Here is a 21,961-nt window from a genome sequence, read left to right as displayed (position 1 = left end):
AACCACAAAAAGATCATTAAAAATAGCAAAAGCGGCCTCAAAAAGGCCGCTTTTTATTATCAATTACATTGTAAAAATTAAGGACATGGTGTCTGAGTATACCCATTACCACTACTGTTGGGCTTTACATTAATCTTTTTAAAGTTACCATTGGCATCCATTTTTGTTAAAGCAATCCCCGTATTGTATTTATCCAGAACATAAGCCATTCCTGTTTCTCTGTTTGAAATATCTGCATAATCTGCAAACATATCTCCGGAAAAATTAGGGGCATTACCAGGAATTTGAAACGGTGGAACATTGGCAACGAATGACGCAAATAAATTAGAATTTGTAATGACCAGTGCGTATACAGTACCGTTTGGAGTGACTACATACCTTGTATTAAAACTTGGGTGGCTGTTGTAATATTGGATCATACTGTAGACATCTCCTGCAGAGGGTGGTGTATTTCCTGGATGATTATGGATATCAGCTTCAGGATAATTGTAAGGATTACTAACACTTCCGTTGCTGGCATTTAATTCCTGAACTCCGGTTGCCTTGAGCTCGCCGTTCGGAGTATCTCGTCCCATACCTACTCCGTTTTCTTTTCCGTTTTGGTTGAAATTGTTAAGAATTCCCTGCTTGGCGTCATTAAATTTCTGTGTTTTAGAATTATCCGTAGCTTTTTGTGAACCTGCCTGAGCCTTTGTACACGGATCATTCGGATTATTGGTAGGCGGAATGATAACGATGGGAGGAATTGGCGGACCTGTCGGGGGCTGTGGATTGGTTGGCGGATTTGGGACTGTGATCACGACCTCTTCAATGGAACCATGGCATTTTTTACCACAGGAATCCATATCTCCATCGCCTGAAAATTTCGAGGAAATATCTGAAATAATTTTTCCATCAACCACCTGGATCTGGTATCTCATAGAGCCTTCCAATGCGATATAGGTAACATTTCCCGTCATCTTTTTCATGATCTCGTGAGCTCCGAGTCTGTGATCCTCGGCAGAAAAATTTCCTGTGGCTTCAAATTTCCACAAATGCCCGGAAACCTTGTCGCCATCAATCCTGAAAGTAAGTTCCTCAATCAGTTTTTCACTTTCATTTTTTACCGGAACTGAGATCAGAATAACATTGTTCTCATGTTTGAAAGTTCTGGCATTTTCCCATTCGATCTGCTTTCCCGAAATAACAGCCATATCCTTTACATAGTTTTTTCTGATGTAAGAGAGTGGATTTTCCTGAAGCTGTACAGTTTCAGTTTCCCCCTCCATGGCATCATGAACACACCCTTGCAGTGAGAATAAGGCCAGCATGCTTCCCAACAGGATAAGCGGCAGCAGTTTTTTCTTCATAGTTTTTAGTATTTAAAGGGCGCAAATATATTAATAAATCCAATTAATGAGAAATAAAAAATAATTAATTTTTCCAGATTTAACAGTGCATTCATGCAATATTCATAGATGCAGTCAGTTTTATTTTTGTCATGATATCTCCACAAATAAAAGATCCGCTCAGTACCTACCGAACGGATCTTTTTATGGAGTTAAAATAAAGTTCCTGAGTTGAAGCTAGTTACTCGCCTGATGAAGCAGTTCAATATCTTCCTGATCAAGAATAAGTTTCGGTGCCTTGAATAAAGTATCAAGCTGAGATGCGCTCGTGGCACTTACAATCGGTGCTGTAATCAATGGATTAGCCAAAAGCCATGCTAAAGCAGTGGTTCCTTGCGTCGTCTGATGCTTTTCACTCACCTGATCCAAAGCTTTTAATACTTCAAGACCTTTATCATTAAGATATTTTCTCACGCCTTCACCTCGCTGGCTTTTTCCCAGATCAGCTTCTGTACGGTATTTTCCGGTAAGGAAACCTGCAGCCAACGACCAATAAGGAAATACGCTTAAATCAAATTCTTCCACCAGCGGAGCATAATTCTTTTCAAAACCTTCTCTTTCCATTAAATTATAATGAGGCTGCAATGCCACATATCTAGGAAGATTATTTTTTTCTGCCGCTTCAAATGATGCTTTCAGACGCTCGGGAGAAAGATTGGATGCTGCAATATAACGTACTTTTCCAGCTTTAATGATTTCATCGTACGCCGAAAGTGTTTCTTCCACAGGCGTCGTATGATCATCAAAATGCGTGTAATAAAGATCAATATGATCGGTCCGAAGTCTCTGTAACGATTCATCTACTGATTTCAGAATATGTTTTTTGCTGATATCAAAACCATGTTCTTTAGTCTCTGATCCCACTTTTGTAGCCAATACAATATCCTGACGGTTACCACGGCTTTTCATCCACTTTCCGATGATTTCCTCAGACTGGCCTCCTTTTCCGTTCACCCACCATGAATAGGTGTCAGCAGTGTCTATAAAGTTGAATCCGGCCTCTGTGAATTGATCCAATATATCAAAAGACTGTTTCTCATCAAGCGTCCATCCGAAAACATTTCCTCCAAAATTAACAGGTGCTACTGAGAGATCAGTGTTTTTTATGTTTCTTTTTTCCATAAAAATGAATTGTAATTAAAAATTTAAGAAGGATCTAAGGTAAGGAATATCAGAGAGGATTTCAGATTCAAAATAAACATACCGTTTATAGTTAGTATAAATGGAAAAGCTGATTATTTCTACTTTTTTATCGCTAATAAAGAGGTTTTACAGCATCAAAATCAGCCAAAAAAAACAGCTTCCACGATGAAAGCTGTTTGATCTATCAATTAAAAAAAATACTGTTACTTTTCAACCTGAGGAACCTCAATGGCTGTCAGCATCAGTTTGTATTCCTGCAGCTGCAGGTCTATGGTTTTCAACCCGCTTTTAAAGAAAGTTGATGTATGAAACAGTTGATGGTAATATTCAATACCTTCCAGCACATTTTTCTGGAACGCATTCCATTTTTTGGTTTGGGAATGGGTAATTTGTGCTGAAGAATTCGAGATTTCTTTTCTAAGATAATCAACGTACATTTTCAGTTCATTGATGAACATATTCGGGCGCTGGTTATCCGGAAGAATGTTGGTGTTTCCATAAATATGCTGCACCATTTCTGAAAGCGAAACTTCCTTATCAAAGAAAGCAAGATTAGGTCCCGGACATATCACTACGCCTTGTTTCTCTCCTTTAATTTCCAGATCCTGTTCCATGTAGGCAGCATTCACCAAACCTACACACAGACAGGCTTTATCTGTGATTTCGGTTTTCATTTTGTTAAACTCTTCAGTTGTTAATTCGCAATCAGACTCAAGTTCTTTTAACTTGATATCCTGATACTTTTTAGAAGCAGTACATGTTCCCTGAGGTGAAAATTCTTTGCTTAATGCCAGTAGTTTTTTCGGACACGAGCTTCCGTATTTTCCGGCGGCTTCCTTTTTTTCTTTCAGCAGCTCATTGGAGGTTCCTTTAACCGTATTGAAAGGAACGCCCAGAGGTGAAATATTACTCAGATAAAAGTCCTCTTCTTTTGATTTTACAAGCAGGTTTCTGGTTTCAGTATCTACAGAAGTGGCTTCAGGAACCAATAAAAACGGTGATCCCCATCCTACGCTGTCTACCTGATAATTTTCAAGCAGGAACTCATGTTCTTCGGAAGTTCCCACCCCGCCCTGAACGGTAATTTTCATTTCCAGCGGCTTAGAAACGGTATGTTTTTCTTTCTGTTCCAATGCAGCGGTCATTAATGAATGGGCAGACTGGATCAGATCATTCTTTTTCTGCTTGAATTCTTCCATGATAGGTCCCAGCAGCATCCCTTCCGTAGCAAATGCATGACCTCCGCAGTTCAGTCCGGATTCTATTCTGTATTCTGAGATCCACAGACCTTTTTTAGCCAGAAAATTTCCTTGAATCATCGCTGAGCGGAAATCGCTTACCTTAAGAATGATCTTCTTTTTCAAAACCCCATTCTGATCAGGAAAGAAATCATCAAACTCTTCAATATAACTGTACAGACGCGGATTCATCCCTGCAGAAAGCACCATGGAAGAAGATAATTTACTTTGAGCAAAACCACGAAGTGAAGCATGCGCATCATTGAACATGACAGGAAGCTGCTCGTCTTTTTTATAGTTGTCTTTGTCAACTTTCGTCATGATATTGACATCGATACTTCCCGGTTTTAAATTGGATTCAATGAAATTTTTAATGCTTGATCCTAAATTGTCCTTTTGGCTGACCAAATTCTGAAGCCCGCTTTTCAGATCTGAAGTATTGGGCAGTATGGCCATGAAATTCTTTAATGCTTCCCTGTTTTTAGTGATCTCCTGTTTGAAAGATTCAAATTTTTCATTCACGATATCATCTACCATATCCAGATAAGCTGTGATTCTTTTCGCCCTGTAATCTTCTGTTTTTGTTGAAATTCCTAAATAATCCAGATTGAATTTCCTGTTATAAAAGCCTTTCATTTTTTCCAGGATCTCATCATCGATAATGGAAATAACGGAAGAAATTCCATATTGGGCTACACGGATCGGGCTGTCTATGGTATACGCCAGACCCATCACCGGAATATGGAAATTGTGTAACGGTTTATGTGTCATTTTATGTTGATAAAAGTTCTTTCTTTAAGAATGGATTAAACCCTCGGACTCCCTCATTTCTATTGAACTGAGCACCTTAATCCGGGCTTTATTTACCTAAATTTATCATTTTAATATTAGCTATGCATTAAATAACACTTATAATATCCGAAATATGTTAAATATCATTATTTTTTAGCTTCTATTTTTCTCTGTCAGAATTTTTTCATGTATATTTTTCTGATTTCAAAAGCGGGATTACCCTGTATATAGTTTGAAATTTGCAAACTGATTTCAGAATTTCCTACCATATAAACAATTGTATTTTCAGTACTCGCAGGGAATTTTTTCTTTATAATTTGCCCAATTTTTTCCGGTTTTAATGGATTAATGACATGCGATATTAAAGGAAAACTGTGATCAAGATCGGGAAACACCTCTTCGTTTCGTTCAGCATAAATGAGACTGTCCACTTTTTTACTTACGGCTAAAGCTCTGTTGATTTCATACAAATAAGCCAGTGCTTTAACATCTCCGATCAGGAAATAATGACTTCCCGAATCATCCAAAGTAAGTTCATCAGAAAGTTTCCTGAAAAATATACTGTCGCCTTCCTGAACAGTTTCTATCCATGCTACAGCCTGATCCATCGGATCTGTATGGATCGCAAAATCAGCGGTATGAAAAACCGGTTCGTAATTCCAGAACGCATACTCACGGATTTCGCTGTCCGGATTGTAATGAGGATCAGAAAGGAAAATTTCTGCCGTATATCCTGCTGCATATTGAATCTGTGAGAAATCCCTGCTCTGAATCCTGATGTGAAAAGTATTTTCAGCAATTTTATTTTTTGAAAGGATGATGGCTGAAAAAAAATCAGAAGATTGGGTCTGGCTATTCATAAGATGCTAGAAATTAGAGGTTAGAAGTTAGACGGAGAAAGTGACAGGATTACAAAATCAGAGTTTTGATTTTAATCTGCTTAATGTTTCCTGGGAAATATTGAGGTAAGAAGCCACCATTTTGTTGGAAAGCCTGCGTACAATAATCGGGTTTTCATCCAGTAATTGTCGGTACTTTTCAAGGGCGTCCTGTACCAGAAAAGACATGAGTCTGCGCGTATTGTTGACATAAGCTCCTTCAAGGTAGATTCTGTAAAATTTTTCCCACTGCGGAATCTGTTCCAGCAGATGATAAAAGCTGCCGTGGGTGATATAATATATTTCTGAATCTTCCACAGCCTGAATAAATTCATCTGACGGTTCCGAGGTGATAAAACTGACCAAAGCAGTTGCAAACTGATTTTCAAAAGCAAAGTACCGGGTAGAGTCCTGCCCTTCCTCATTGATAAAGAAGATTCGGAGACAGCCTTTCACCACAAAAAATGTTCTCTGGCTGGATTGTCCGTTGGCGAGCAGCAGCTCATTCTTTTTCAGTTTCATAGGTTTGAAATGCGAAAGAATAATGTCCAGCTCTTCATCCGTTACCGATATTTTGCTTTTGATATATGAAGCTAATAGTTCTTCCATTGATGTAAAATCAGTCGTCAGCAAATGTAGCAATAAATGCTCAATCTCTCTGATTCTGCCTGTCTCTGGATGTTTCGTCTTCCGATTGACCTGCTCTCCAATAAGAAACGGCATGGATTCCGTGTGAATCCCAGTTTAATTCTGTTTTGAAATAATTGCGGATTTCTTTTGCTGTTGTATATTCGGTAGCGGCATAAACATATTCTTTCAGTATTCCTTTTGGAAAGACAAAACTTTTGACAAGATCTGCCAGTCGGCTTCCCTGTTCCGGATGTGGGTTATAAAGCCATTCCACGGATATATCTGCAGCTGAACATAACATCATTTCGTCTTCTTTTCCAAATACCTCTAAAAACACTTTTGCCGTAACAAAAGAAGGCAGCTGTTCTACAATCGCGGTGACAACGGGTAACGCTGTAGCATCGCCTACGAGTAAATAAAAATCTGCATCCGGAACCAATGGCCGTGTGCTTTCCTTCATGCTTATTTCAAGCGGATCACCTGGCTTTGCATTCACTGCCCATGCCGATGCCGGACTGCTTTCCCCATGAGCAACAAAATCAATGGTCAGTTCACGGTTTTCCAGATCGATCTTACGGTTGGTATAGGTCCTGGTTATTATTATCGGTTCCGAACTTTGATCTTCTGTATGAACAGGAATAAATATTTTGTTATTGGATCCGGATTGAACATTGGTTAACCATTCAATTTGATCTTCATTAATTTTAAATACAACCCGGATAAGATGCGGCGTAAGGTATTTTTTATCTTTAACGGTAAATACAGAGCGTATTTTTCGCGTTGTTGTTAGACTTGTTGTCATTGTTTTAAAGAATTATTTTTTGTTGAATAACAGAATAATCATAGAAAGAACACAGCTAATGGCTCCGAAAAGATACACCGCCTGATAATTAAACCATCCCGCAGCAAGGCCTGCAGCCGGACCAGCCAACCCCAACGAAAGATCTACAAAAGCGACATAGGCTCCTAAAGCCGTTCCTCTCATCTGTGGTTTTACTTTCTGAATGGCCAGTACGCCAAGGGCTGGGAAAATAAGGGAAAAACCTACTCCCGTCAGTCCGCATCCGATAATGGCCACTGCTTTTGAGGCCGAATTCCAGATCATAATCTGTCCGGCTGCTTCAATGATCAGCGAGATAAAAGCGACTTTGAAACCTCCAAATTTGTCCGGAAAAGAGGCAAAGAAGATTCTGGTCAAAACATAACATGCCCCGAAAGTCATAAAAGCCAGCGATGCATCGCCCCAGTTTTTCTCCATAAAGAAAAGCCCGACAAAAGAAGCAATACATCCGAATGCGATAGAGGAAAATGCAAGGCTTAATCCTTGTCCTGCTACTGTTTTGATCACCTTGTAAAAAGGAGTTCTGATGTGGTCTTTATCCACCGGAATTGCCGGAAGCTTTGCTGTAGAAATCCAGCTAATAAGCGGCAACAGCATGATGAGCATAAATGCAGGAAGGTTTCCAAAGCCTTTACTCAGCCAAATGCTTAACGGAGCTCCGATGGCAATCCCCGCATACATGGCGATACCATTCCAGGTCATTACTTTTCCTGATTTTTCGTGGCCTACAAGCCCTATTCCCCAGGTTAAAGCTCCCGTAACCAGAAAACTTTCACCTACTCCATGAATAATTCGCGCTAACAGCAGAAAAACAAGAGCAAGTAAGGGCGTTGACTGGCAGGATACCGCAAGAATATAGGCCACTCCGGCAATGACAGATAATATAATTCCTGATATTTTGCTTTTTTTAGCCCCTTTCGTATCTGTTATTTTTCCGGAATAAGCCCGGGTTACAAGGGTGGCCAGCGACTGGAGTCCAATCACCAGTCCGATGATAAGGCTGTTAAATCCTAAATTGTTCTGGACAAATTTAGGAAGCACCCCTAAGGCAATTCCTATCGTCAGGTATATGGCAAAAACCGACAGGATAATAGGCATGGTTGCCTGATAGAAATTAATAGTCTGTCCCTTTGCTAATGTTGCACTCATAATTTTTGTTTAAATATTCGGTGCAAATGTCATGGTACGACAGAAAAAAAACTTTGACTTAGGTCAAAAAAGGAAAAAAAGGAACTCCTTTATTTAAAATCCAGAAAACCGTCAGAAAGTTTTTTCCACTGAATCTTGGAAATGCCTACCATTCCCCCAGCGGCTACCATAAGATTTCTAACAATATCGATAAATCCTGCGTTGAAATTGGGAGTCTCATTCCGTCCGTAGACTGCTGCCTTTAAGTGAGTGGGTGTTCTGGAAATCATAAACGTGGATGTGGCTTTAGAACTGTAAAAATGGGCAATATGATTGCTTTGTGAATGCTTTGGATCTCTGGATGGCGTACATGTGATCATAATACTTTCCGAGATATTATCCTCCTGAAAACAGATATCAGTTATTTCTACCCAATCATAGCCTTTCGCCTCCTGTTCTCCCGGACCGGGAATATCAATTCTCATGAAATCTCCCATCTGAGGAGTTCTTACCACTCCATTTCCTCCGGAATCATAAAGTCTAAAGTTTGCAAACCCTTCTCCACAGTAGCTTTTCCATTTATCTACAGCAAAAAATTTTTCTTTCAACAGGTCAAACTTTACCGGAAGAAGTACCGGCTCAAACTGTTTTTCGCTTTCTGTATCGTGAAATCCACCGGATATCTGTTGGGGAACTCTTGGAATCTGCTTTGGTTTCATGAGATGGAATTTCTACTAAGGTATACAAAACTGGAGGATTTCTTTATGAGCAGAATCACATCATCAGATTGGTGCAGATAAACACGTTTATTTAATAATGGAAATATAAAAACCTCTCAAGTGAGAGGCCAATGTTAAAACGTAATGTATTAAGATATATGGAATTTTATAATGCAAGCCAAAAATATAAAGAATGGGTGATGCATTTTATGATTGGAGTCATGTTGCGATAATTTCATTGTGAATTTGTTAAAGTTTGCTTATTCTATGCGCTTTTTGTAAACTAATATTTATTTTTGGGTGAAAATTTAAAAACAACAGACCTGATATTGACCTGAATAATTCAATCTCACAGTCTGTATGTCCAATATGCCTATGATAATCGATGAAGAACTTTTATTGTCCTCAGGAGCCGAACTGGTCCGTTATGTGGTGAACGATGTTATTTTTAAAGAAGGTGATGTACCGAAGTATTATTTCCAGATCAAAACCGGAACTGTAAAGATCAATAATTACCATGAAGACGGGCGGGAAGTCATTCACAGCATCCCTTTTGACGGGCATTGCCTTGTAGAGAGCTCTCTGTTCATTGATAAAGCCTACCCTGTTAATGCCATGGCGATGACCGCCTGCGAGATTATCAGACTGGACAAAGTTAAATTTTTAGCGCTTATGGGCAGCTCGCCTGATCTTCTTGCAAAATTGTATAGCTATACAGCGGAAAGGATGTATTTCAGACATGTAATGCTGAATAATATTTCGGCACCCGATCCGGGAACCAAAGTAAAACGGGTGATGGAATGCCTGAAATCTTATAATCAGTACACCGACAAATATTCCTATCAGTTTCCGTTTACACGCCAGCAACTGGCTTCCCTTACCGGTTTATGTGTAGAAACTGTTATCCGGGTCGTTAAAAAAATGGAAAGAGAAGAAATGGTTAAAATAGAAAACGGTAAAATATTTTACTGATCAGAATTTTTTTTCAACTGACTCGGGCCCATTCCGAATTTCTTTTTGAAAGCTGTAGAAAAGTGGCGTGGATTTTTTCAGCAGTACCCAATTGACTGATTTCAGAATTTACATGAGTATTCTGCCTGCTCTGCCTTTTGTTTTCATGGCGATGGTTTGGTTTCCTTCTGTAGATTATGCAAAACCGGCTACGGTGATCAGTATCTTAAGACAGGTTATTTTCTATATTCCCGCACTCTTAATTATTCCTATGATTTACGGAATAAGTGGCATATATACCGCGAGTGCTGTCATTGACTGGATTATTTTTGGACTGGTCATCTATGCAGTAGGAAAGAATTGCAAAAAACTGAAAGAAAGAGCTCATTAAAAGCATAGGCTATTTTTAACTAGAATTCATAATTTTTTAACATTTATGCTAATATGATGTTTTTCATAATGTAAATTTTGTTTATATTTGAGCTTCGAAATAATTTTTTTTCATCATTTGTGTTTTTTTAAGGTCTCCTGATTTAGGAGACCTTTTTCATTATATGCATGCGTAATTGTTTATATGATGTGTATGTGGAAATTAAAAATGATGAATATGCAGGTTAGGTGTAAATACGGAATGATGAATTTGGTACTTTATACGCTGACATATATCCCTTTAAAGTGACAACTTTGTAATGTTAAACAACTTAAAACATTACACCATGTCAAAATTCAAAATCAACATCGTTGCTGGTCCGCTTTGGAGCAATGACGAAGCACAAAAAATCGGAGGTCGTATTGCTGCGGCCCATTTAGGAAAATTCACTGGACAATGGAGCACTATTGTCGAAGGTCAGATGAGCGTTATCGAAGTTGAATACGATACAGAACCATCTGGAAGCACGGAATATAAATTGAATGTCCTTGCCGGACCTATCTGGAGCAATGAAGATGCAAAGGAAGTATGTCCTGCAATATGCGCTTCTTACGGAGGTACATGGACAGGAGCCTGGTCAACAGTTGTTGAAGGTAAAATGAGCGTTTGCGAATGCTTATTTAAATTTTAGGAACTATTTAAATTCATAATAGATTAATCTCCGGGGCAGCCTGGAGATTTTTTTGTTTTTATGACCAATTATTGAGTTGTTTTGATAAAATCAGTCGGTTTAGACTGCATCACAGACTGGAAACTTCTGGTAAAAGCCTGCACACTCTTGTACCCTACCCGATACGCCGTTTCCGATATGGTAAGATCACCGGAGCTCAGCAGTTCCAGACTTTTAATGATCCTCAATATCTGTTGGTATTTGCTCAGAGTCATTCCTGTTTCTTTCTTAAAAATACGTTCCAGCGTTCGTAAGGAAAGCAGGGAAAGTTCACTCAGATCTTCTATTCTGATATCTTCCTGATAATGATGGTGCAGGTATTCAATAGGCTTAGACAGACGTTTATCTTCAGGGAGACTGATGTACAGCTTCAGGGAATGTTCCACAAAACGGGGAAGCTCATTGAAAAGTGCCTTTAAGAAAAACATCTCATCCGGATCTTTTAAGGTGTTTTTTGACCATCTTTCCGAATACTTTATCATTTCCTTTAAGACGGGAGGAACAGAAAATACATTGATTTCGTGATGAAAGGAAATATCCGGATCTACATCAGCAAACATGATCATCAGCTTAATTTTCTCAGAATGTGTATTGGTTTTATGGATAGAACCGGGAGGAATCCACGCTGCATGGTTTTGCGGAAGCAGATAGATTTTTCCTTCTATGGTAATATATTGAAATCCGCTTTCTACATAGACCAGCTGGCCTTTTTCATGAGAATGAAGGATATCATCATGGCTCCAGTTGTCTTCAAACCATACAAAATAAGGTTTATCCAGTTCATCAATCGCAATAGTATCGTGAGGATTCATGTCGTTTCGGGTTAAAACTTTGGCAAAATTAAACAAAACAACTGAATTAATTTTGCATTAAATATATATTGTATGATGAAAAATGAAACAAGAAAGAGTGCTTCCTACATTCTGATGCTGATCAATGTACTGGTTGTCATCCTCGTCTCCAGCAATCTGCGATCTCCTATTATTTCCGTATCTCCGGTACTGTCCGATATCCGGAATGCTTTGAAACTGGATAGTTTTCAGGTCAGCCTGCTTACTTCTATCCCACTGTTTATGTTTGCGACCTGTTCCGTATTGGTCAGCAGATTTTCGCATAAATTCAGCATCAGCAGATTCCTGATGTATTCTCTGATTATTTTGAGTTTCGGACTATTTCTACGAATTACAGGATCTCTTTGGATGCTTTTCGCAGGATCTGTGTTTATAGGACTTGGAATTTGTATCGGAAATGTGGTGACACCGGGGTATATTAAAAATAATTTCCCAAAACAGATCGGATTGATGACAGGAATTTTTGCAGTATCTATGAATCTTACCGCAGCTTTGGCATCAGGTTTCAGTGTAAGAATTGGTGAATGGACGGGATTCGGATGGCGTGGTTCGCTGGGGATTTGGTTGGTGATTGCCGCTTTGGGGTTGTTGGTTCTGATTCTGGAGTTGATATTCAATAAAAAAAATCCGGGTCAGTCAAAAGCGGCCTTGAAGATTTCTGATTTCAATATGTTTAAATCTTCCCAAGCATGGAATATCAGCATCTTTATGGGGCTGCAGTCGTTGTTTTATTACTGTATGATGGCCTGGCTACCGTCATTTTTGACCGATTACAATATGCAGGGCGAAAGTACCGGGTGGGTATTGTTTGTCATTCAAATCACCATGATTCCTGTTACTTTCTGTGCCCCGATCATTGCAGGGAAAATGAAAGATCAACGGATTTTGATCGTCCTTATCTGTGTTTTAATGTTCGGCAGCACGATGATGTTTGTCTGGCTACAGTCTCAATGGATTTACGCGAATGCTATTATTATTGGTCTTTCCAATGGTTTGTCTTTCAGCTTATCCATTCTTTTCTTTTCAACAAGAACAAAAAACAGCGCCAATGCAGTAAAAATATCCGGAATGGCACAGTCTGTAGGGTATCTGATCGCCGCATTCGGTCCTCCGGTCTTTGGAAAACTTCATGATTGGGATACTTCATGGAAAAGCTCTTTCTATTTTTTAAGTTTCGCCGTTATCCTGATGTTTTACTTTGGAATGAAAGCAGCAAGGAATAGATGTGTGGAGGATTAGTGCAAGATATTAGATTTCAGATTTCAGATTTCAGACGCGAGACAAGAGATGTCAGATTAAGGTGAAGAAATAAGGAAAACTATTAAATCTGAGCACTATCACTCATTACTCATGTATTGACCTACGTCACTCTTCTTTTATTGCTTGCTTCCACCCATTCATCTTTTTGACATTTTGAGCAGTTTCCTGCATTTCCTTCTGTTTTAAATTCTGTATGTCCACAGAATATACAGGAATAACGGCTTTCTTTAGGGATTATTTTTAGTGGATTTTCTAATGAATCAGGCATAATCGGAAGCCCATATTTCACTGCCTGATCTTCATGAAAAAATAGGCTGATCTCTCCGGAGCTTTCTACAATAGCTATTTCAATCTGTCCGAGTTGTGAAACACCTTTTAGTCTGAGCTCAGCAAAGAACTCATCGCTGCCGAGATTTTCCTTTTTAAAATTATCTATAGCAAATTCTCCATCACGAATCAGGCAGGCCGAAGCACCTTCCACCAGCTTTTCAAAACGTTTGCTCTTGGCAATGAAAAAAGTAATAATCGTATATAAAAGAATAATAACAACAAAAACCAGGATTGAAGAGACAATTCCCACATCTTTGTTGAACATAGGATCACCAGCCGCAGAACCTAAACCGATAATAACGACCAGTTCGAAAATAGAAAGCTGCTTCACGCCTCTTTTACCCAAAACCCTTAAGCCAATGATAATAGCCAGAAACATAATGGCAGTCCGGAGAATGATTTCCAGAAGGAAAGACCATTCTTCATGTCCCATCAATAATTCTTTCCAGTTAAGTTCTAAGAGAAATAAAGCCAGCATAGATATTAATTTAGAAAGAGCATCCAAAAAATGAGCCATAGCCTGTTTGGAAAGGTGGCTTCGAGTGCCTCAGCCGCCTCTTACTTGTTCATCCATTCCTCAGCAAGGATTGCATAAATCACATCATCTACCCAAAGACCATTGATGTAAAGGCTTTTAATAAAATGCCCTTCCTTTCTGAAACCTATGCGTTCCATCAACTGCAATGAACTTGCATTATCAGGATCAATGGAGGTGGTGATTCTGTGCTTTTTAAGATCTTTAAACATCAGATCAGTCAAGCCTTTAAGCGCTTCTGAAGCATATCCTTTATGATGGTATTTCTTGCTTAGTGTGATTCCAAATTCCACCTGATCACCGTCGATAAAATGTACGCCGACATCACCGATGATTTCTTTCGTTTCCTTATCTGTAATCAGCAACTGATACCATGTTTCCGGCTGATTGAATTCCTTAAAATTTCTGGTTATAAATGCTTCCACTTCTTCTAATGTTTTCGGAATCCAGCTTTGAAATTTATTCGTTTCCGCATCAGAACGGTATCCGAAAATAGCTTCCTTATCATCCATATGAAGATCTCGGAGAAGGAGTCTTTCTGTTTCAAGAGTCATTGTATCAAAATTTTAATAGGCTAAATTATGTAAAATGCCCAGAGTTTCAAAGAAAAGTGCTTTCGGAACGGCTAAAACAAATGGAGGAAAATTATATGATTCAACGGATTGAAGTCTACAATTTTCCTCCTGAAGTTTATTATAAGTTGACAGATAAAGCCCGGAAATTAGACCCTATTCTTGATCAGCTGCATCAATGGGGCAATGATCTGGATTCTTAAAGGCATCCAGCACCTCTAGTATATTTTGATAAATAAAATTCAGTTCTTCTGATGTAATGCAATACGGCGGAACCAAATACATAACATTTCCGAGCGGACGCATAATGATCCCGCGTTCCAGAAATTCATCATAGAGAACCTTTCCAATCTGATTAAAATAAGAAGTATTTTGGTCTGTTTTATACTCAAAAGCCAGAATAGTTCCGGTCTGACGTACATTTTCAACATTTGAGTGCTTTGAAAGAATTTTAGAAAAATCTGAATGCTGTCTGCTGATACGGTCAATGGCGGCTAATGTTTCCTCCTGTAATAGAAGTTCCATGCTGGCCAACGCTGCTGTACATGCTAGAGGATTGGCCGTAAAAGAATGTCCGTGAAACAGGGTTTTGTACTTGTCATCAGATAAAAACGCATTGAAGATATCCTGAGAACAGGTGGTAATTCCCATAGGCATTGTTCCACCGGTAAGGCCTTTTGAAAAGCACATAATATCCGGCATTTCTGTCAGATGATTAGCTGCAAAAAGTTTCCCGGTTCTTCCGAAACCTGTAAATACTTCGTCCTGAATCATCAGAATTTCTTCAGCTCTGCAGAACTTCATCAGTTCATCCAAATGTTTAGCTTCGTACATCAACATACCTGCAGCACCTTGTACCAGAGGTTCGTAAATAAAACAGGCCGTTTCTTCTGCAAGTTCACGGATCTGAATTTTTAAGCTTTCCAGGTTTTCAGCGTTGGGTGTATCAATAAATACGACTTCAAACAACATGCTTCCGAAAGGTTTTGTCCAGACACTTCTTCCGCTCACAGACATGGCCCCGAACGTATCACCGTGATAAGCATTTTTAAAAGCCAGGATTTTAGTCTTTTCTTTCCCTGAATTATAGGCATATTGAATGCACATTTTCAGTGCCGCTTCCACCGCCGTTGAGCCATTATCCGAATAAAAAACCTTTTTCTGATTCTCGGGAAGCAGTTTTAGCAAGTTTTCTGACAACTGAACAGCCGGTTCATGCGTAAAACCTGCAAAAATAACCTGCTCCAGCGTATTCAGCTGCTGAAAAACACGTTCTGCAATATAAGGATGGGCATGGCCGTGCAATGTCACCCACCATGACGAAACCGCATCGATATACTTTTTCCCATCCTCATCATATAAATAAACACCCTTCCCTTTTACAATGGGCACTGCATCACCAGCCGTTTTCATCTGCGTGTAAGGATGCCAGTTGACGGCTTTATCCCTTTCGGCAAGTTGGGTTTGTATTAATGTTTTCATTTTTTTTGAATTAGAAGTTAGAAATTAGAGGCTGGAAGTTAGTAGAGATGATAGTTCTATAAACCAACCCGTACCCCGCATCCCGAACCTCGTTAACAACAATTAGTCTCCTTCATTTTCATCGGTTTCAGACCCAGCTTTTCCAGCATCTGCATATCTTCGGAAACGCCCGGATTTGGTGTTACCAGTAAGGTTTCTCTTTCTCCCGTAAAGATAGAATTAGCTCCGGCCATAAAGCACCACGCCTGTTCTGTTTCGTTCATTTCGATACGTCCTGCGCTTAATCTGACCATTGAGGATGGCATAACAATCCTTGCGGTAGCGATCATTCTCACCATTTCCCAAGCGTCTACTTTTTCGTTGTCTTCAAGGGGCGTTCCTGCAACTCGGGCTAAAGCGTTAATGGGAACTGATTCCGGATGCTTTGGCATGGTTGCTAAAGTTAAAAGCATCGAAATTCTATCCCTATGCGTTTCTCCAAGACCTATAATTCCTCCTGAACATACCGTTATTCCGGCATTTCTTACGTTATTGATTGTATTGATTCTGTTATCGAAGGTTCTTGTTGAAATGATTTCTTCGTAATACTGCTCAGAAGTATCCAGATTGTGGTTGTAAGCATATAAACCTGCTTCCTGAAGACGAATAGCCTGCTCTTCGGTAAGCATTCCCAAAGTACAGCACACTTCAAGTCCCAGCTCATTCACTCCTTTTACCATATCGATTACCCGGTCAAAATCACGGTTGTTTCGGACTTCACGCCAGGCGGCAGCCATACAGAAACGGGATGAACCGCTGTCTTTTGCTTTTTGAGCGTGGGCAATAACGGTTTCCGTAGGTAGCAATGCCTGCACTTTAATATTGGTGTGATAACGGGCAGCCTGACCACAGTACGAGCAGTCTTCAGGACATCCTCCTGTTTTGATGGATAATAAGGTGGAGATCTGTACTTCTGACGGATCATGCCATTCACGGTGAATGGTGGATGCCTTATAAATCAGTTCCAGCAAAGGCTGGTGATAAATTTCTTCTATTTCTTCTTTTGTCCAGTTGTTTCTTACGGTTGTTTTTTTGTCCATTATCATAATTTTGTTTTTGTTAATTGTTCTGCAGCATTTTGAATACTGTCTTTTGTGGTTTGGTCAATTTCAGGAATACGGATGATCCTTGTTTCTTTTTTAATAAAGTTTCTAATCACTCTTTCGGTATCCGGAGGAAAAACTCCGTTGAGGATGAGATATTCCAGTTTAAGTTTTTTCTGTTCTAATGCCATGATGGAAAGCAAAGTATGATTAATACATCCTAAATAATTCCTCACTACCAATGCCACCGGAAGATTCAGTTTTTCAATGAGATCAATCATGAAAATATCGTCTGTAAGGGGTACCATCAATCCTCCGGCCCCTTCTACAATAAGGCTGTTCTGTGTTTCAGGCAGATGAAACTGATAAAGATCGATATGTACATTTTCTTCCCGTGCCGATTGATGCGGTGATGCAGCCAGCTTAAAACGGTAGGTTTCCAGATGACAGACCGTATTTTCTGTCCATGAAGCTATTTTATGGCTGTCCGTGTAGTCGAGATCTCCGGATTGCACAGGTTTCCAGTAATCAGCTTTAAAATATTGCGTTAAAACGGCAGAGCAGATTGTTTTTCCTACTTCGGTGCCAATGCCGGTGATAAATAGTTGGGTCATTCGGATGTGTGTTTCGAGGTGCGAGATACGTGATTCGGGTCTTAAGTTTGGTTTAAATGAATGCTTTGATGATTCCGGTGAGTTTTTCAATTTCTTTTTCGGTATTGAAGCTATGGAGGCATATTCTGAGTCTTTCGGTTCCTATTTTTACCGTTGGACTGTAGACGGCGTAGGTTAAGAAATCATTGTCAGATAATGTTTTCTGTAAGCTTCTTAATTGCTGATTGTCTGGAACTAATACAGCCTGTATCGGGCTCATTTCTGAAGAAGGTGTGTCTATATTTTGATTTCTAAAAATTTCTATGTTTTTGTGAAGCTTTTTTGACAGTTCCGGTTTTTGTTTTAAAAATTCATAGCCAGTTTTAATAGCCATCCATAAAAAATCCTGTGCCGCTGTCGTATAGATGAAAGGAGACGCAAAATTCACTAAATAGGACTTTACGGTTTCATCACAAAGGATAGCCGCTCCATGGGCTCCTAAAGCTTTTCCATAGGTTATTACGGTGACAAAAACATCATTTTGCAACTGGTATTTCTCAATCAAACCAAATCCGAAAACTCCGAAAGCATGGGCTTCGTCTATAATCAGTGCAGCATTATACCTTTTTGCTAAAGATGAAATTTCCTGAAGAGGCGCAAGGTCTCCATCCATGGAATAAAGACTTTCTATAGCGATATAACAAGGTCCGGTCTGCTTTTTCAGGATACTTTCCAAATCTTCCGGATCATTGTGACGGAATTTTAATTTCCTGGCATGAGACATCCTGCACGCATCATGAACCGAACGATGAATCTGTTCATCAACAATAATCGTGTCGTGACGGTCCGGCAGCGTTGAAAATAAAGCAAGATTCGCATTGTAGCCGGAAGAAAAAAGCAACGCTGCAGGATATTTATGCTGTTCAGCAATGTACCTTTCCGTTTCATCAGTTGTATTGCTGTTTCCGCTGATCAGTCTTGAACCGGAGCTTCCTGAAAGAAGTTTAGGCTTTTCCTGAACTTTCTGAAGCAGTTGTTCCTGAAGTTCTTCATTTCCTGCCAAGCCAAGGTAATCGTTGGAATAAAAGTCTACACCAGCTGATTTGGGTTTTAAAGTTCTTAATATGCCCGCTTCTTTTCTTTTGTCAAGCACTTCCTCAAATTTTTTAAGCATAATCTAACTGTGAAACTTCCTCTGCAATGGCATTAATCCATTGATCATGCAGTTCTTTTTCTATCGTCAGAATATTTTCTGCATGCTGATTCCAATCTGGAGAAAATTCATTTAACTGATTAATCATTTCTTCAAGATGTCCTTCCTCTTCCAGAATAATAGATTTCACCATAATTTTCGAAGATTCTTTGGTCAGAATATCCTGATAAACCGGATACAATTCATCTGCACGGACTTCAATTGCATACGTCACAAAAAGATAAGCTGCATATTTCAATTCTTCTTTATTCAGGTTAAATACCGTCTGAAGGTATCTACAGGCTTTTACATCCAGCGAATGAAGATACTGTCGGGTAGCGACCGGAGCCAGAAGTTCGTTTGCTTCATAGGTTTTACACAATTCGGGATCTATCTTTAAAATCTGTTTTTTTAGATAATAAGCGTGACGATGCTCTTCAGCAGCGTGTTTCAGCTGGATCAGCGTGACAGAAACCGGATGCTCACACTTAGAGATCTTTCTGGCACCGGCATTTTCCATGAACGAAAGCGTATTCAGCCATTTGGCGTGAGTTCCGCCGTCCTGGACGATTTTTTCTAGCAGTTGATGAAATTCCATAAATTTATTGTTTCGGGTTACGTGATTCGAGGTTTGAGTTCGGGTTTTATAATTTAGTCTTCTATATTAACTCGAATTATTATTTTGTAACCCGCAACTCGTAACTTCTTATTTTATTTTGAACCAAAATTAGTATATTGCCGGACCATTAAAAGGTGCCAGTTTTAATATTATGGATAGTCCGGTTAAAATTCCTTATGAAAGTTTTATAGAAATTGACAGAAATTCAGAGACTTCCATCTATATGCAGATTGCCAATCAATTGATCAATGCAATTCAGAGAGATTTTCTTCCGTATGGCACCAAGCTCCCGGGAACCAGGGCCTTCAGTGATGTTCTGGAAATCCACAGGAATACCGCAGTTGCTGTTTATGATGAATTATCAGCGCAGGGTTGGGTTGAAAGCCTTCCCAATAAAGGAACTTTTATCATTGGGGAAAACCAGGAAAAACCTGTAAAGGTTAAAGATTTTGAAAAAGATAACCTTCAGAATTATCCTGAGACAACGGGTTTTTCATTTAAAACTTCGAATATTTTAGATAATCCATTTGAACATTCAGACTGCGAATATGTTTTTAATGACGGAGTTCCGGATATCAGACTGACTCAGATCGGACAGCATTCCAGATTTTACAGTTCTATTCTTAGAAGAAAATCCAACCAGAAAATGTTGGGGCATTACAATCACGATGGCAGTGAATTTTTTAAAGAACATTTATCCCATTACCTTAATCTGTCCCGAGGGTTACCTATTTCCAAGAACAATCTTCTCATTACCAGAAGCACAGAAATGAGTATTTATATTGTTTCTGAAATTTTACTTTCCGCAGGAGATACTGTATTGGTAGGCGCTTTGAGTTATTTTTCCGTCAATATGATTTTCCAGAAAGCAGGTGTCAATATTGTATCTCTGCCGATTGATGAAGAAGGAATTATCGTAGAAAATGTCCGGGAAGCCTGTAAAAAACAGAAGATCAGGATGCTCTATCTCACCCCGCATCACCACTATCCTACTACCGTTGCTTTAAGTGTACAACGAAGACTTGAGTTGCTGGATCTTGCCCACGAGTACGGTTTTATCATTCTCGAAGATGATTACGATTATGAATTTCATTATGACAAAAGTCCCATTCTTCCGTTAGCAAGTGCGGATACGAAAGGAATGGTTATTTATATCGGATCTTTTGGAAAATCGCTGGCTCCGGGATTTCGAACCGGTTTTATTGTCGCTCCGGAAAATCTGATGGTTGAAATGAGGAAATATCTCGGAATCATAGACCGTCAGGGTGATATTTTAATGGAAAGAGCTTTGGGTGAAATGATTGAGGAGGGAGAAATACACCGGTATCTGAAAAAATCTTTAAAAGTTTATCAGGAGAGACGGAATCACTTTGCAGAACTTCTTAAGGAAAATCTGGACGAATTTATACAGTTTCAAAAGCCTTCGGGAGGTCTTGCTTTCTGGCTGGAATGGAAAGTTCCCGTCAATCTGATGCAACTGAGCCGGAACTGTGCACAGAATAATCTGTTTATTCCTAAAACATTGCTTTATCAGACAAAAGATCTTACGGCGATGAGACTGGGTTTTGGAAATCTTAACTTTGAAGAAATGGAGAAGAGTATTGACATTCTTTCTGATCATGCGAAAAAGCTGCTATAACATAAACTGTAACCTTTTGTGCATTTAGAAATTCTATTCAATATTACCAACAATCGTATACACTTCGACTTCGCTCAGTGTGACATTACTAATAATAAGCCGCTTTTGGAATGGTGTCAGTCTGAGCGGAGTCGAAGACTTTTTTAATATTCAGTTATTTATAATTCTGATACTCAGTGCACAAAAGGTAAATTTTAATGAATCCCTACAGATTGTAAGAACAATACAGATGATTATGTTTTATGAATTTGTAAAATTTGCTGTCCGAAAGCCCATAGTAATAAACCACAAAAGGCACAAAAGCTTTCTTAAAACACTTAAGTTTATTTAAAGTAAAAGCTTAACGTAAAATAGTACACTTAAGTTTTTATGAAACTCTGTGATTTTCTTTAGTATAAGTGGAAGATCTGCCTTATCTTTTTAATCTGCGAGAAAGAAAAATTTTAAACCATTAAGGATTATTAAGCTTTTAAGAATATTATGTTTGAGCTTTGCTTTAAGGCGTAGAGCTTAAAAAAATCATTTGATTTTTTTCTTAACTCACCTTACTATCTTCATTGATCTTAATGTTTTAAAAAGCTCAGAATGAGAATCGGCGGCCATATTAGTATTCAGCGGAAATTGATTTTAAACAACAGTGTAAAATTAACCACGGATGACACGGATTTACACAGATAATTGCGTTTTATGAAGCCGTATGTAAACAAAAAACATCAGTGACAAAAGTTTTCTTGAAACACTTAAGTTTATTTAAAGTTTAAAAGCTTATCATAAAAAAGTACACTTCATTTTTTGTGTAAATCTCTGATTTTCTTTACCATAACAGAAAGATCCGCCTGATCTTTTTAATCTGCGAGAGATAATATTTTAAACCATTGAAATTAATCACGGATGACACGGATTTACGCAGATGTTTGCGTTGTATGAATCTGTGAAATGTAGAGAGATTTTGGGAATAAAAAAGTGTAACAGCTACGTTACACTTATCTAAATTTTTG

General features: G+C 38.9%; 22 protein-coding genes and 1 pseudogene. 6 read left to right on the top strand and 17 right to left on the bottom strand.

The window, feature by feature from the left end; all coding sequences use genetic code 11:
- Window positions 1–77: 77 nt before the first annotated feature.
- From N0B48_RS18540 to N0B48_RS18505, 8 genes are all read right to left on the bottom strand, one after another.
- Complete coding sequence (locus N0B48_RS18540; RefSeq protein ID WP_259840448.1) at window positions 78–1,349, bottom strand: hypothetical protein; 1,272 nt, start codon at window positions 1,347–1,349, stop codon at window positions 78–80.
- A 216-nt stretch (window positions 1,350–1,565) separates the two neighbouring features.
- Entirely contained in the window at window positions 1,566–2,510 is a 945-nt protein-coding gene (locus N0B48_RS18535) for an aldo/keto reductase (RefSeq protein WP_259840447.1), read from the bottom strand.
- 224 nt (window positions 2,511–2,734) lie between these two features.
- Window positions 2,735–4,540 (bottom strand): hypothetical protein, encoded by a 1,806-nt coding sequence (locus tag N0B48_RS18530; RefSeq protein WP_259840446.1) that lies wholly within the window; start codon window positions 4,538–4,540, stop codon window positions 2,735–2,737.
- Between the two features lie 194 nt (window positions 4,541–4,734).
- Entirely contained in the window at window positions 4,735–5,421 is a 687-nt protein-coding gene (locus N0B48_RS18525) for a hypothetical protein (RefSeq protein ID WP_259840445.1), read from the bottom strand.
- 57 nt (window positions 5,422–5,478) lie between these two features.
- Window positions 5,479–6,048: a Crp/Fnr family transcriptional regulator gene (locus tag N0B48_RS18520; RefSeq protein ID WP_259840444.1), complete on the bottom strand. Its 570-nt coding sequence runs from the start codon at window positions 6,046–6,048 to the stop codon at window positions 5,479–5,481.
- A 40-nt stretch (window positions 6,049–6,088) separates the two neighbouring features.
- Window positions 6,089–6,871, bottom strand: coding sequence for a siderophore-interacting protein (locus N0B48_RS18515; protein WP_259840443.1), 783 nt, complete (start codon window positions 6,869–6,871; stop codon window positions 6,089–6,091).
- A gap of 12 nt (window positions 6,872–6,883) precedes the next feature.
- Entirely contained in the window at window positions 6,884–8,059 is a 1,176-nt protein-coding gene (locus tag N0B48_RS18510; RefSeq protein ID WP_259840442.1) for an MFS transporter, read from the bottom strand.
- 89 nt (window positions 8,060–8,148) lie between these two features.
- Complete coding sequence (locus N0B48_RS18505; RefSeq protein ID WP_259840441.1) at window positions 8,149–8,757, bottom strand: hypothetical protein; 609 nt, start codon at window positions 8,755–8,757, stop codon at window positions 8,149–8,151.
- Between the two features lie 369 nt (window positions 8,758–9,126).
- On the opposite strand from N0B48_RS18505, the gene N0B48_RS18500 reads away from it, so the two are divergent.
- Entirely contained in the window at window positions 9,127–9,729 is a 603-nt protein-coding gene (locus N0B48_RS18500; protein WP_259840440.1) for a Crp/Fnr family transcriptional regulator, read from the top strand.
- Here N0B48_RS18500 and N0B48_RS18495 read toward each other — a convergent pair.
- A pseudogene (locus N0B48_RS18495) lies at window positions 9,723–9,779 on the bottom strand (hypothetical protein); the annotation flags it as partial. The gene N0B48_RS18500 and the pseudogene N0B48_RS18495 sit on opposite strands and share 7 nt — an antisense overlap.
- A gap of 17 nt (window positions 9,780–9,796) precedes the next feature.
- Between N0B48_RS18495 and N0B48_RS18490 the strand changes: the two are divergent.
- Together N0B48_RS18490 and N0B48_RS18485 are read left to right on the top strand one after the other, a co-directional pair.
- The gene (locus N0B48_RS18490; RefSeq protein WP_259840439.1) at window positions 9,797–10,099 is read left to right on the top strand and encodes a hypothetical protein; all 303 of its coding nucleotides are present in this window, start codon (window positions 9,797–9,799) and stop codon (window positions 10,097–10,099) included.
- Window positions 10,100–10,424: 325 nt separating this feature from the next.
- Entirely contained in the window at window positions 10,425–10,769 is a 345-nt protein-coding gene (locus tag N0B48_RS18485; RefSeq protein WP_259840438.1) for a mannan-binding lectin, read from the top strand.
- Between the two features lie 68 nt (window positions 10,770–10,837).
- Here the strand turns inward: N0B48_RS18485 and N0B48_RS18480 are convergent, their stop codons facing one another.
- Window positions 10,838–11,620 carry an AraC family transcriptional regulator gene (locus N0B48_RS18480; protein ID WP_259840437.1) on the bottom strand — a complete coding sequence of 261 codons (783 nt, stop codon included), beginning with the start codon at window positions 11,618–11,620 and terminating at the stop codon, window positions 10,838–10,840.
- 72 nt (window positions 11,621–11,692) lie between these two features.
- On the opposite strand from N0B48_RS18480, the gene N0B48_RS18475 reads away from it, so the two are divergent.
- A complete protein-coding gene (locus N0B48_RS18475; RefSeq protein ID WP_259840436.1) occupies window positions 11,693–12,898 on the top strand; it encodes a CynX/NimT family MFS transporter in 1,206 nt (401 codons plus the stop codon).
- A gap of 121 nt (window positions 12,899–13,019) precedes the next feature.
- Here N0B48_RS18475 and N0B48_RS18470 read toward each other — a convergent pair whose 3' ends face one another.
- Together N0B48_RS18470 and N0B48_RS18465 are read right to left on the bottom strand one after the other, a co-directional pair.
- Window positions 13,020–13,727 carry a DUF421 domain-containing protein gene (locus N0B48_RS18470; RefSeq protein WP_259840435.1) on the bottom strand — a complete coding sequence of 236 codons (708 nt, stop codon included), beginning with the start codon at window positions 13,725–13,727 and terminating at the stop codon, window positions 13,020–13,022.
- An 80-nt stretch (window positions 13,728–13,807) separates the two neighbouring features.
- The gene (locus N0B48_RS18465) at window positions 13,808–14,338 is read right to left on the bottom strand and encodes a GNAT family N-acetyltransferase (protein ID WP_259840434.1); all 531 of its coding nucleotides are present in this window, start codon (window positions 14,336–14,338) and stop codon (window positions 13,808–13,810) included.
- A gap of 80 nt (window positions 14,339–14,418) precedes the next feature.
- On the opposite strand from N0B48_RS18465, the gene N0B48_RS18460 reads away from it, so the two are divergent.
- Window positions 14,419–14,559 carry a winged helix-turn-helix transcriptional regulator gene (locus tag N0B48_RS18460; protein ID WP_259840433.1) on the top strand — a complete coding sequence of 47 codons (141 nt, stop codon included), beginning with the start codon at window positions 14,419–14,421 and terminating at the stop codon, window positions 14,557–14,559.
- Here N0B48_RS18460 and bioA read toward each other — a convergent pair.
- The 5 genes from bioA to N0B48_RS18435 all read right to left on the bottom strand — a co-directional run bounded on the left by bioA (window position 14,513) and on the right by N0B48_RS18435 (window position 19,303).
- Complete coding sequence (gene bioA, locus N0B48_RS18455) at window positions 14,513–15,838, bottom strand: adenosylmethionine--8-amino-7-oxononanoate transaminase (RefSeq protein WP_259840432.1); 1,326 nt, start codon at window positions 15,836–15,838, stop codon at window positions 14,513–14,515. The two genes, N0B48_RS18460 and bioA, sit on opposite strands and share 47 nt — an antisense overlap.
- A 92-nt stretch (window positions 15,839–15,930) precedes the next feature.
- Window positions 15,931–16,917, bottom strand: coding sequence for a biotin synthase BioB (gene bioB, locus N0B48_RS18450; RefSeq protein WP_259840431.1), 987 nt, complete (start codon window positions 16,915–16,917; stop codon window positions 15,931–15,933).
- Between the two features lie 2 nt (window positions 16,918–16,919).
- Window positions 16,920–17,534 (bottom strand): dethiobiotin synthase, encoded by a 615-nt coding sequence (bioD, locus tag N0B48_RS18445; RefSeq protein ID WP_259840430.1) that lies wholly within the window; start codon window positions 17,532–17,534, stop codon window positions 16,920–16,922.
- A 52-nt stretch (window positions 17,535–17,586) separates the two neighbouring features.
- A complete protein-coding gene (locus N0B48_RS18440) occupies window positions 17,587–18,687 on the bottom strand; it encodes an aminotransferase class I/II-fold pyridoxal phosphate-dependent enzyme (protein ID WP_259840429.1) in 1,101 nt (366 codons plus the stop codon).
- On the bottom strand, window positions 18,680–19,303 hold the full coding sequence (locus N0B48_RS18435; RefSeq protein WP_259840428.1) for a hypothetical protein: 624 nt from the start codon (window positions 19,301–19,303) through the stop codon (window positions 18,680–18,682). The genes N0B48_RS18440 and N0B48_RS18435 overlap by 8 nt, the downstream gene beginning before the upstream one ends.
- A gap of 172 nt (window positions 19,304–19,475) precedes the next feature.
- Between N0B48_RS18435 and N0B48_RS18430 the strand changes: the two genes are divergently transcribed.
- Window positions 19,476–20,963 (top strand): aminotransferase-like domain-containing protein, encoded by a 1,488-nt coding sequence (locus tag N0B48_RS18430; RefSeq protein WP_259840427.1) that lies wholly within the window; start codon window positions 19,476–19,478, stop codon window positions 20,961–20,963.
- Window positions 20,964–21,961 lie beyond the last annotated feature (998 nt).

This window comes from Chryseobacterium herbae, from assembly GCF_025154075.1.
GTDB lineage: Bacteria > Bacteroidota > Bacteroidia > Flavobacteriales > Weeksellaceae > Chryseobacterium > Chryseobacterium herbae.
Note: the sequence above shows the minus strand (reverse complement) of the source record. Positions and strands in the feature narration are given on the sequence as shown.

Excerpts from the sequence above, each read along its gene's own strand:
- N0B48_RS18540 (WP_259840448.1), bottom strand. The coding sequence starts at position 1,349 with ATGAAGAAAAAACTGCTGCCGCTTATCCTGTTGGGAAGCATGCTGGCC.
- N0B48_RS18535 (WP_259840447.1), bottom strand. The coding sequence starts at position 2,510 with ATGGAAAAAAGAAACATAAAAAACACTGATCTCTCAGTAGCACCTGTT.
- N0B48_RS18530 (WP_259840446.1), bottom strand. The coding sequence starts at position 4,540 with ATGACACATAAACCGTTACACAATTTCCATATTCCGGTGATGGGTCTG.
- N0B48_RS18525 (WP_259840445.1), bottom strand. The coding sequence starts at position 5,421 with ATGAATAGCCAGACCCAATCTTCTGATTTTTTTTCAGCCATCATCCTT.
- N0B48_RS18520 (WP_259840444.1), bottom strand. The coding sequence starts at position 6,048 with ATGGAAGAACTATTAGCTTCATATATCAAAAGCAAAATATCGGTAACG.
- N0B48_RS18515 (WP_259840443.1), bottom strand. The coding sequence starts at position 6,871 with ATGACAACAAGTCTAACAACAACGCGAAAAATACGCTCTGTATTTACC.
- N0B48_RS18510 (WP_259840442.1), bottom strand. The coding sequence starts at position 8,059 with ATGAGTGCAACATTAGCAAAGGGACAGACTATTAATTTCTATCAGGCA.
- N0B48_RS18505 (WP_259840441.1), bottom strand. The coding sequence starts at position 8,757 with ATGAAACCAAAGCAGATTCCAAGAGTTCCCCAACAGATATCCGGTGGA.
- N0B48_RS18500 (WP_259840440.1), top strand. The coding sequence starts at position 9,127 with ATGCCTATGATAATCGATGAAGAACTTTTATTGTCCTCAGGAGCCGAA.
- N0B48_RS18485 (WP_259840438.1), top strand. The coding sequence starts at position 10,425 with ATGTCAAAATTCAAAATCAACATCGTTGCTGGTCCGCTTTGGAGCAAT.
- N0B48_RS18480 (WP_259840437.1), bottom strand. The coding sequence starts at position 11,620 with ATGAATCCTCACGATACTATTGCGATTGATGAACTGGATAAACCTTAT.
- N0B48_RS18475 (WP_259840436.1), top strand. The coding sequence starts at position 11,693 with ATGATGAAAAATGAAACAAGAAAGAGTGCTTCCTACATTCTGATGCTG.
- N0B48_RS18470 (WP_259840435.1), bottom strand. The coding sequence starts at position 13,727 with ATGCTGGCTTTATTTCTCTTAGAACTTAACTGGAAAGAATTATTGATG.
- N0B48_RS18465 (WP_259840434.1), bottom strand. The coding sequence starts at position 14,338 with ATGACTCTTGAAACAGAAAGACTCCTTCTCCGAGATCTTCATATGGAT.
- N0B48_RS18460 (WP_259840433.1), top strand. The coding sequence starts at position 14,419 with ATGGAGGAAAATTATATGATTCAACGGATTGAAGTCTACAATTTTCCT.
- bioA (WP_259840432.1), bottom strand. The coding sequence starts at position 15,838 with ATGAAAACATTAATACAAACCCAACTTGCCGAAAGGGATAAAGCCGTC.
- bioB (WP_259840431.1), bottom strand. The coding sequence starts at position 16,917 with ATGGACAAAAAAACAACCGTAAGAAACAACTGGACAAAAGAAGAAATA.
- bioD (WP_259840430.1), bottom strand. The coding sequence starts at position 17,534 with ATGACCCAACTATTTATCACCGGCATTGGCACCGAAGTAGGAAAAACA.
- N0B48_RS18440 (WP_259840429.1), bottom strand. The coding sequence starts at position 18,687 with ATGCTTAAAAAATTTGAGGAAGTGCTTGACAAAAGAAAAGAAGCGGGC.
- N0B48_RS18435 (WP_259840428.1), bottom strand. The coding sequence starts at position 19,303 with ATGGAATTTCATCAACTGCTAGAAAAAATCGTCCAGGACGGCGGAACT.
- N0B48_RS18430 (WP_259840427.1), top strand. The coding sequence starts at position 19,476 with ATGGATAGTCCGGTTAAAATTCCTTATGAAAGTTTTATAGAAATTGAC.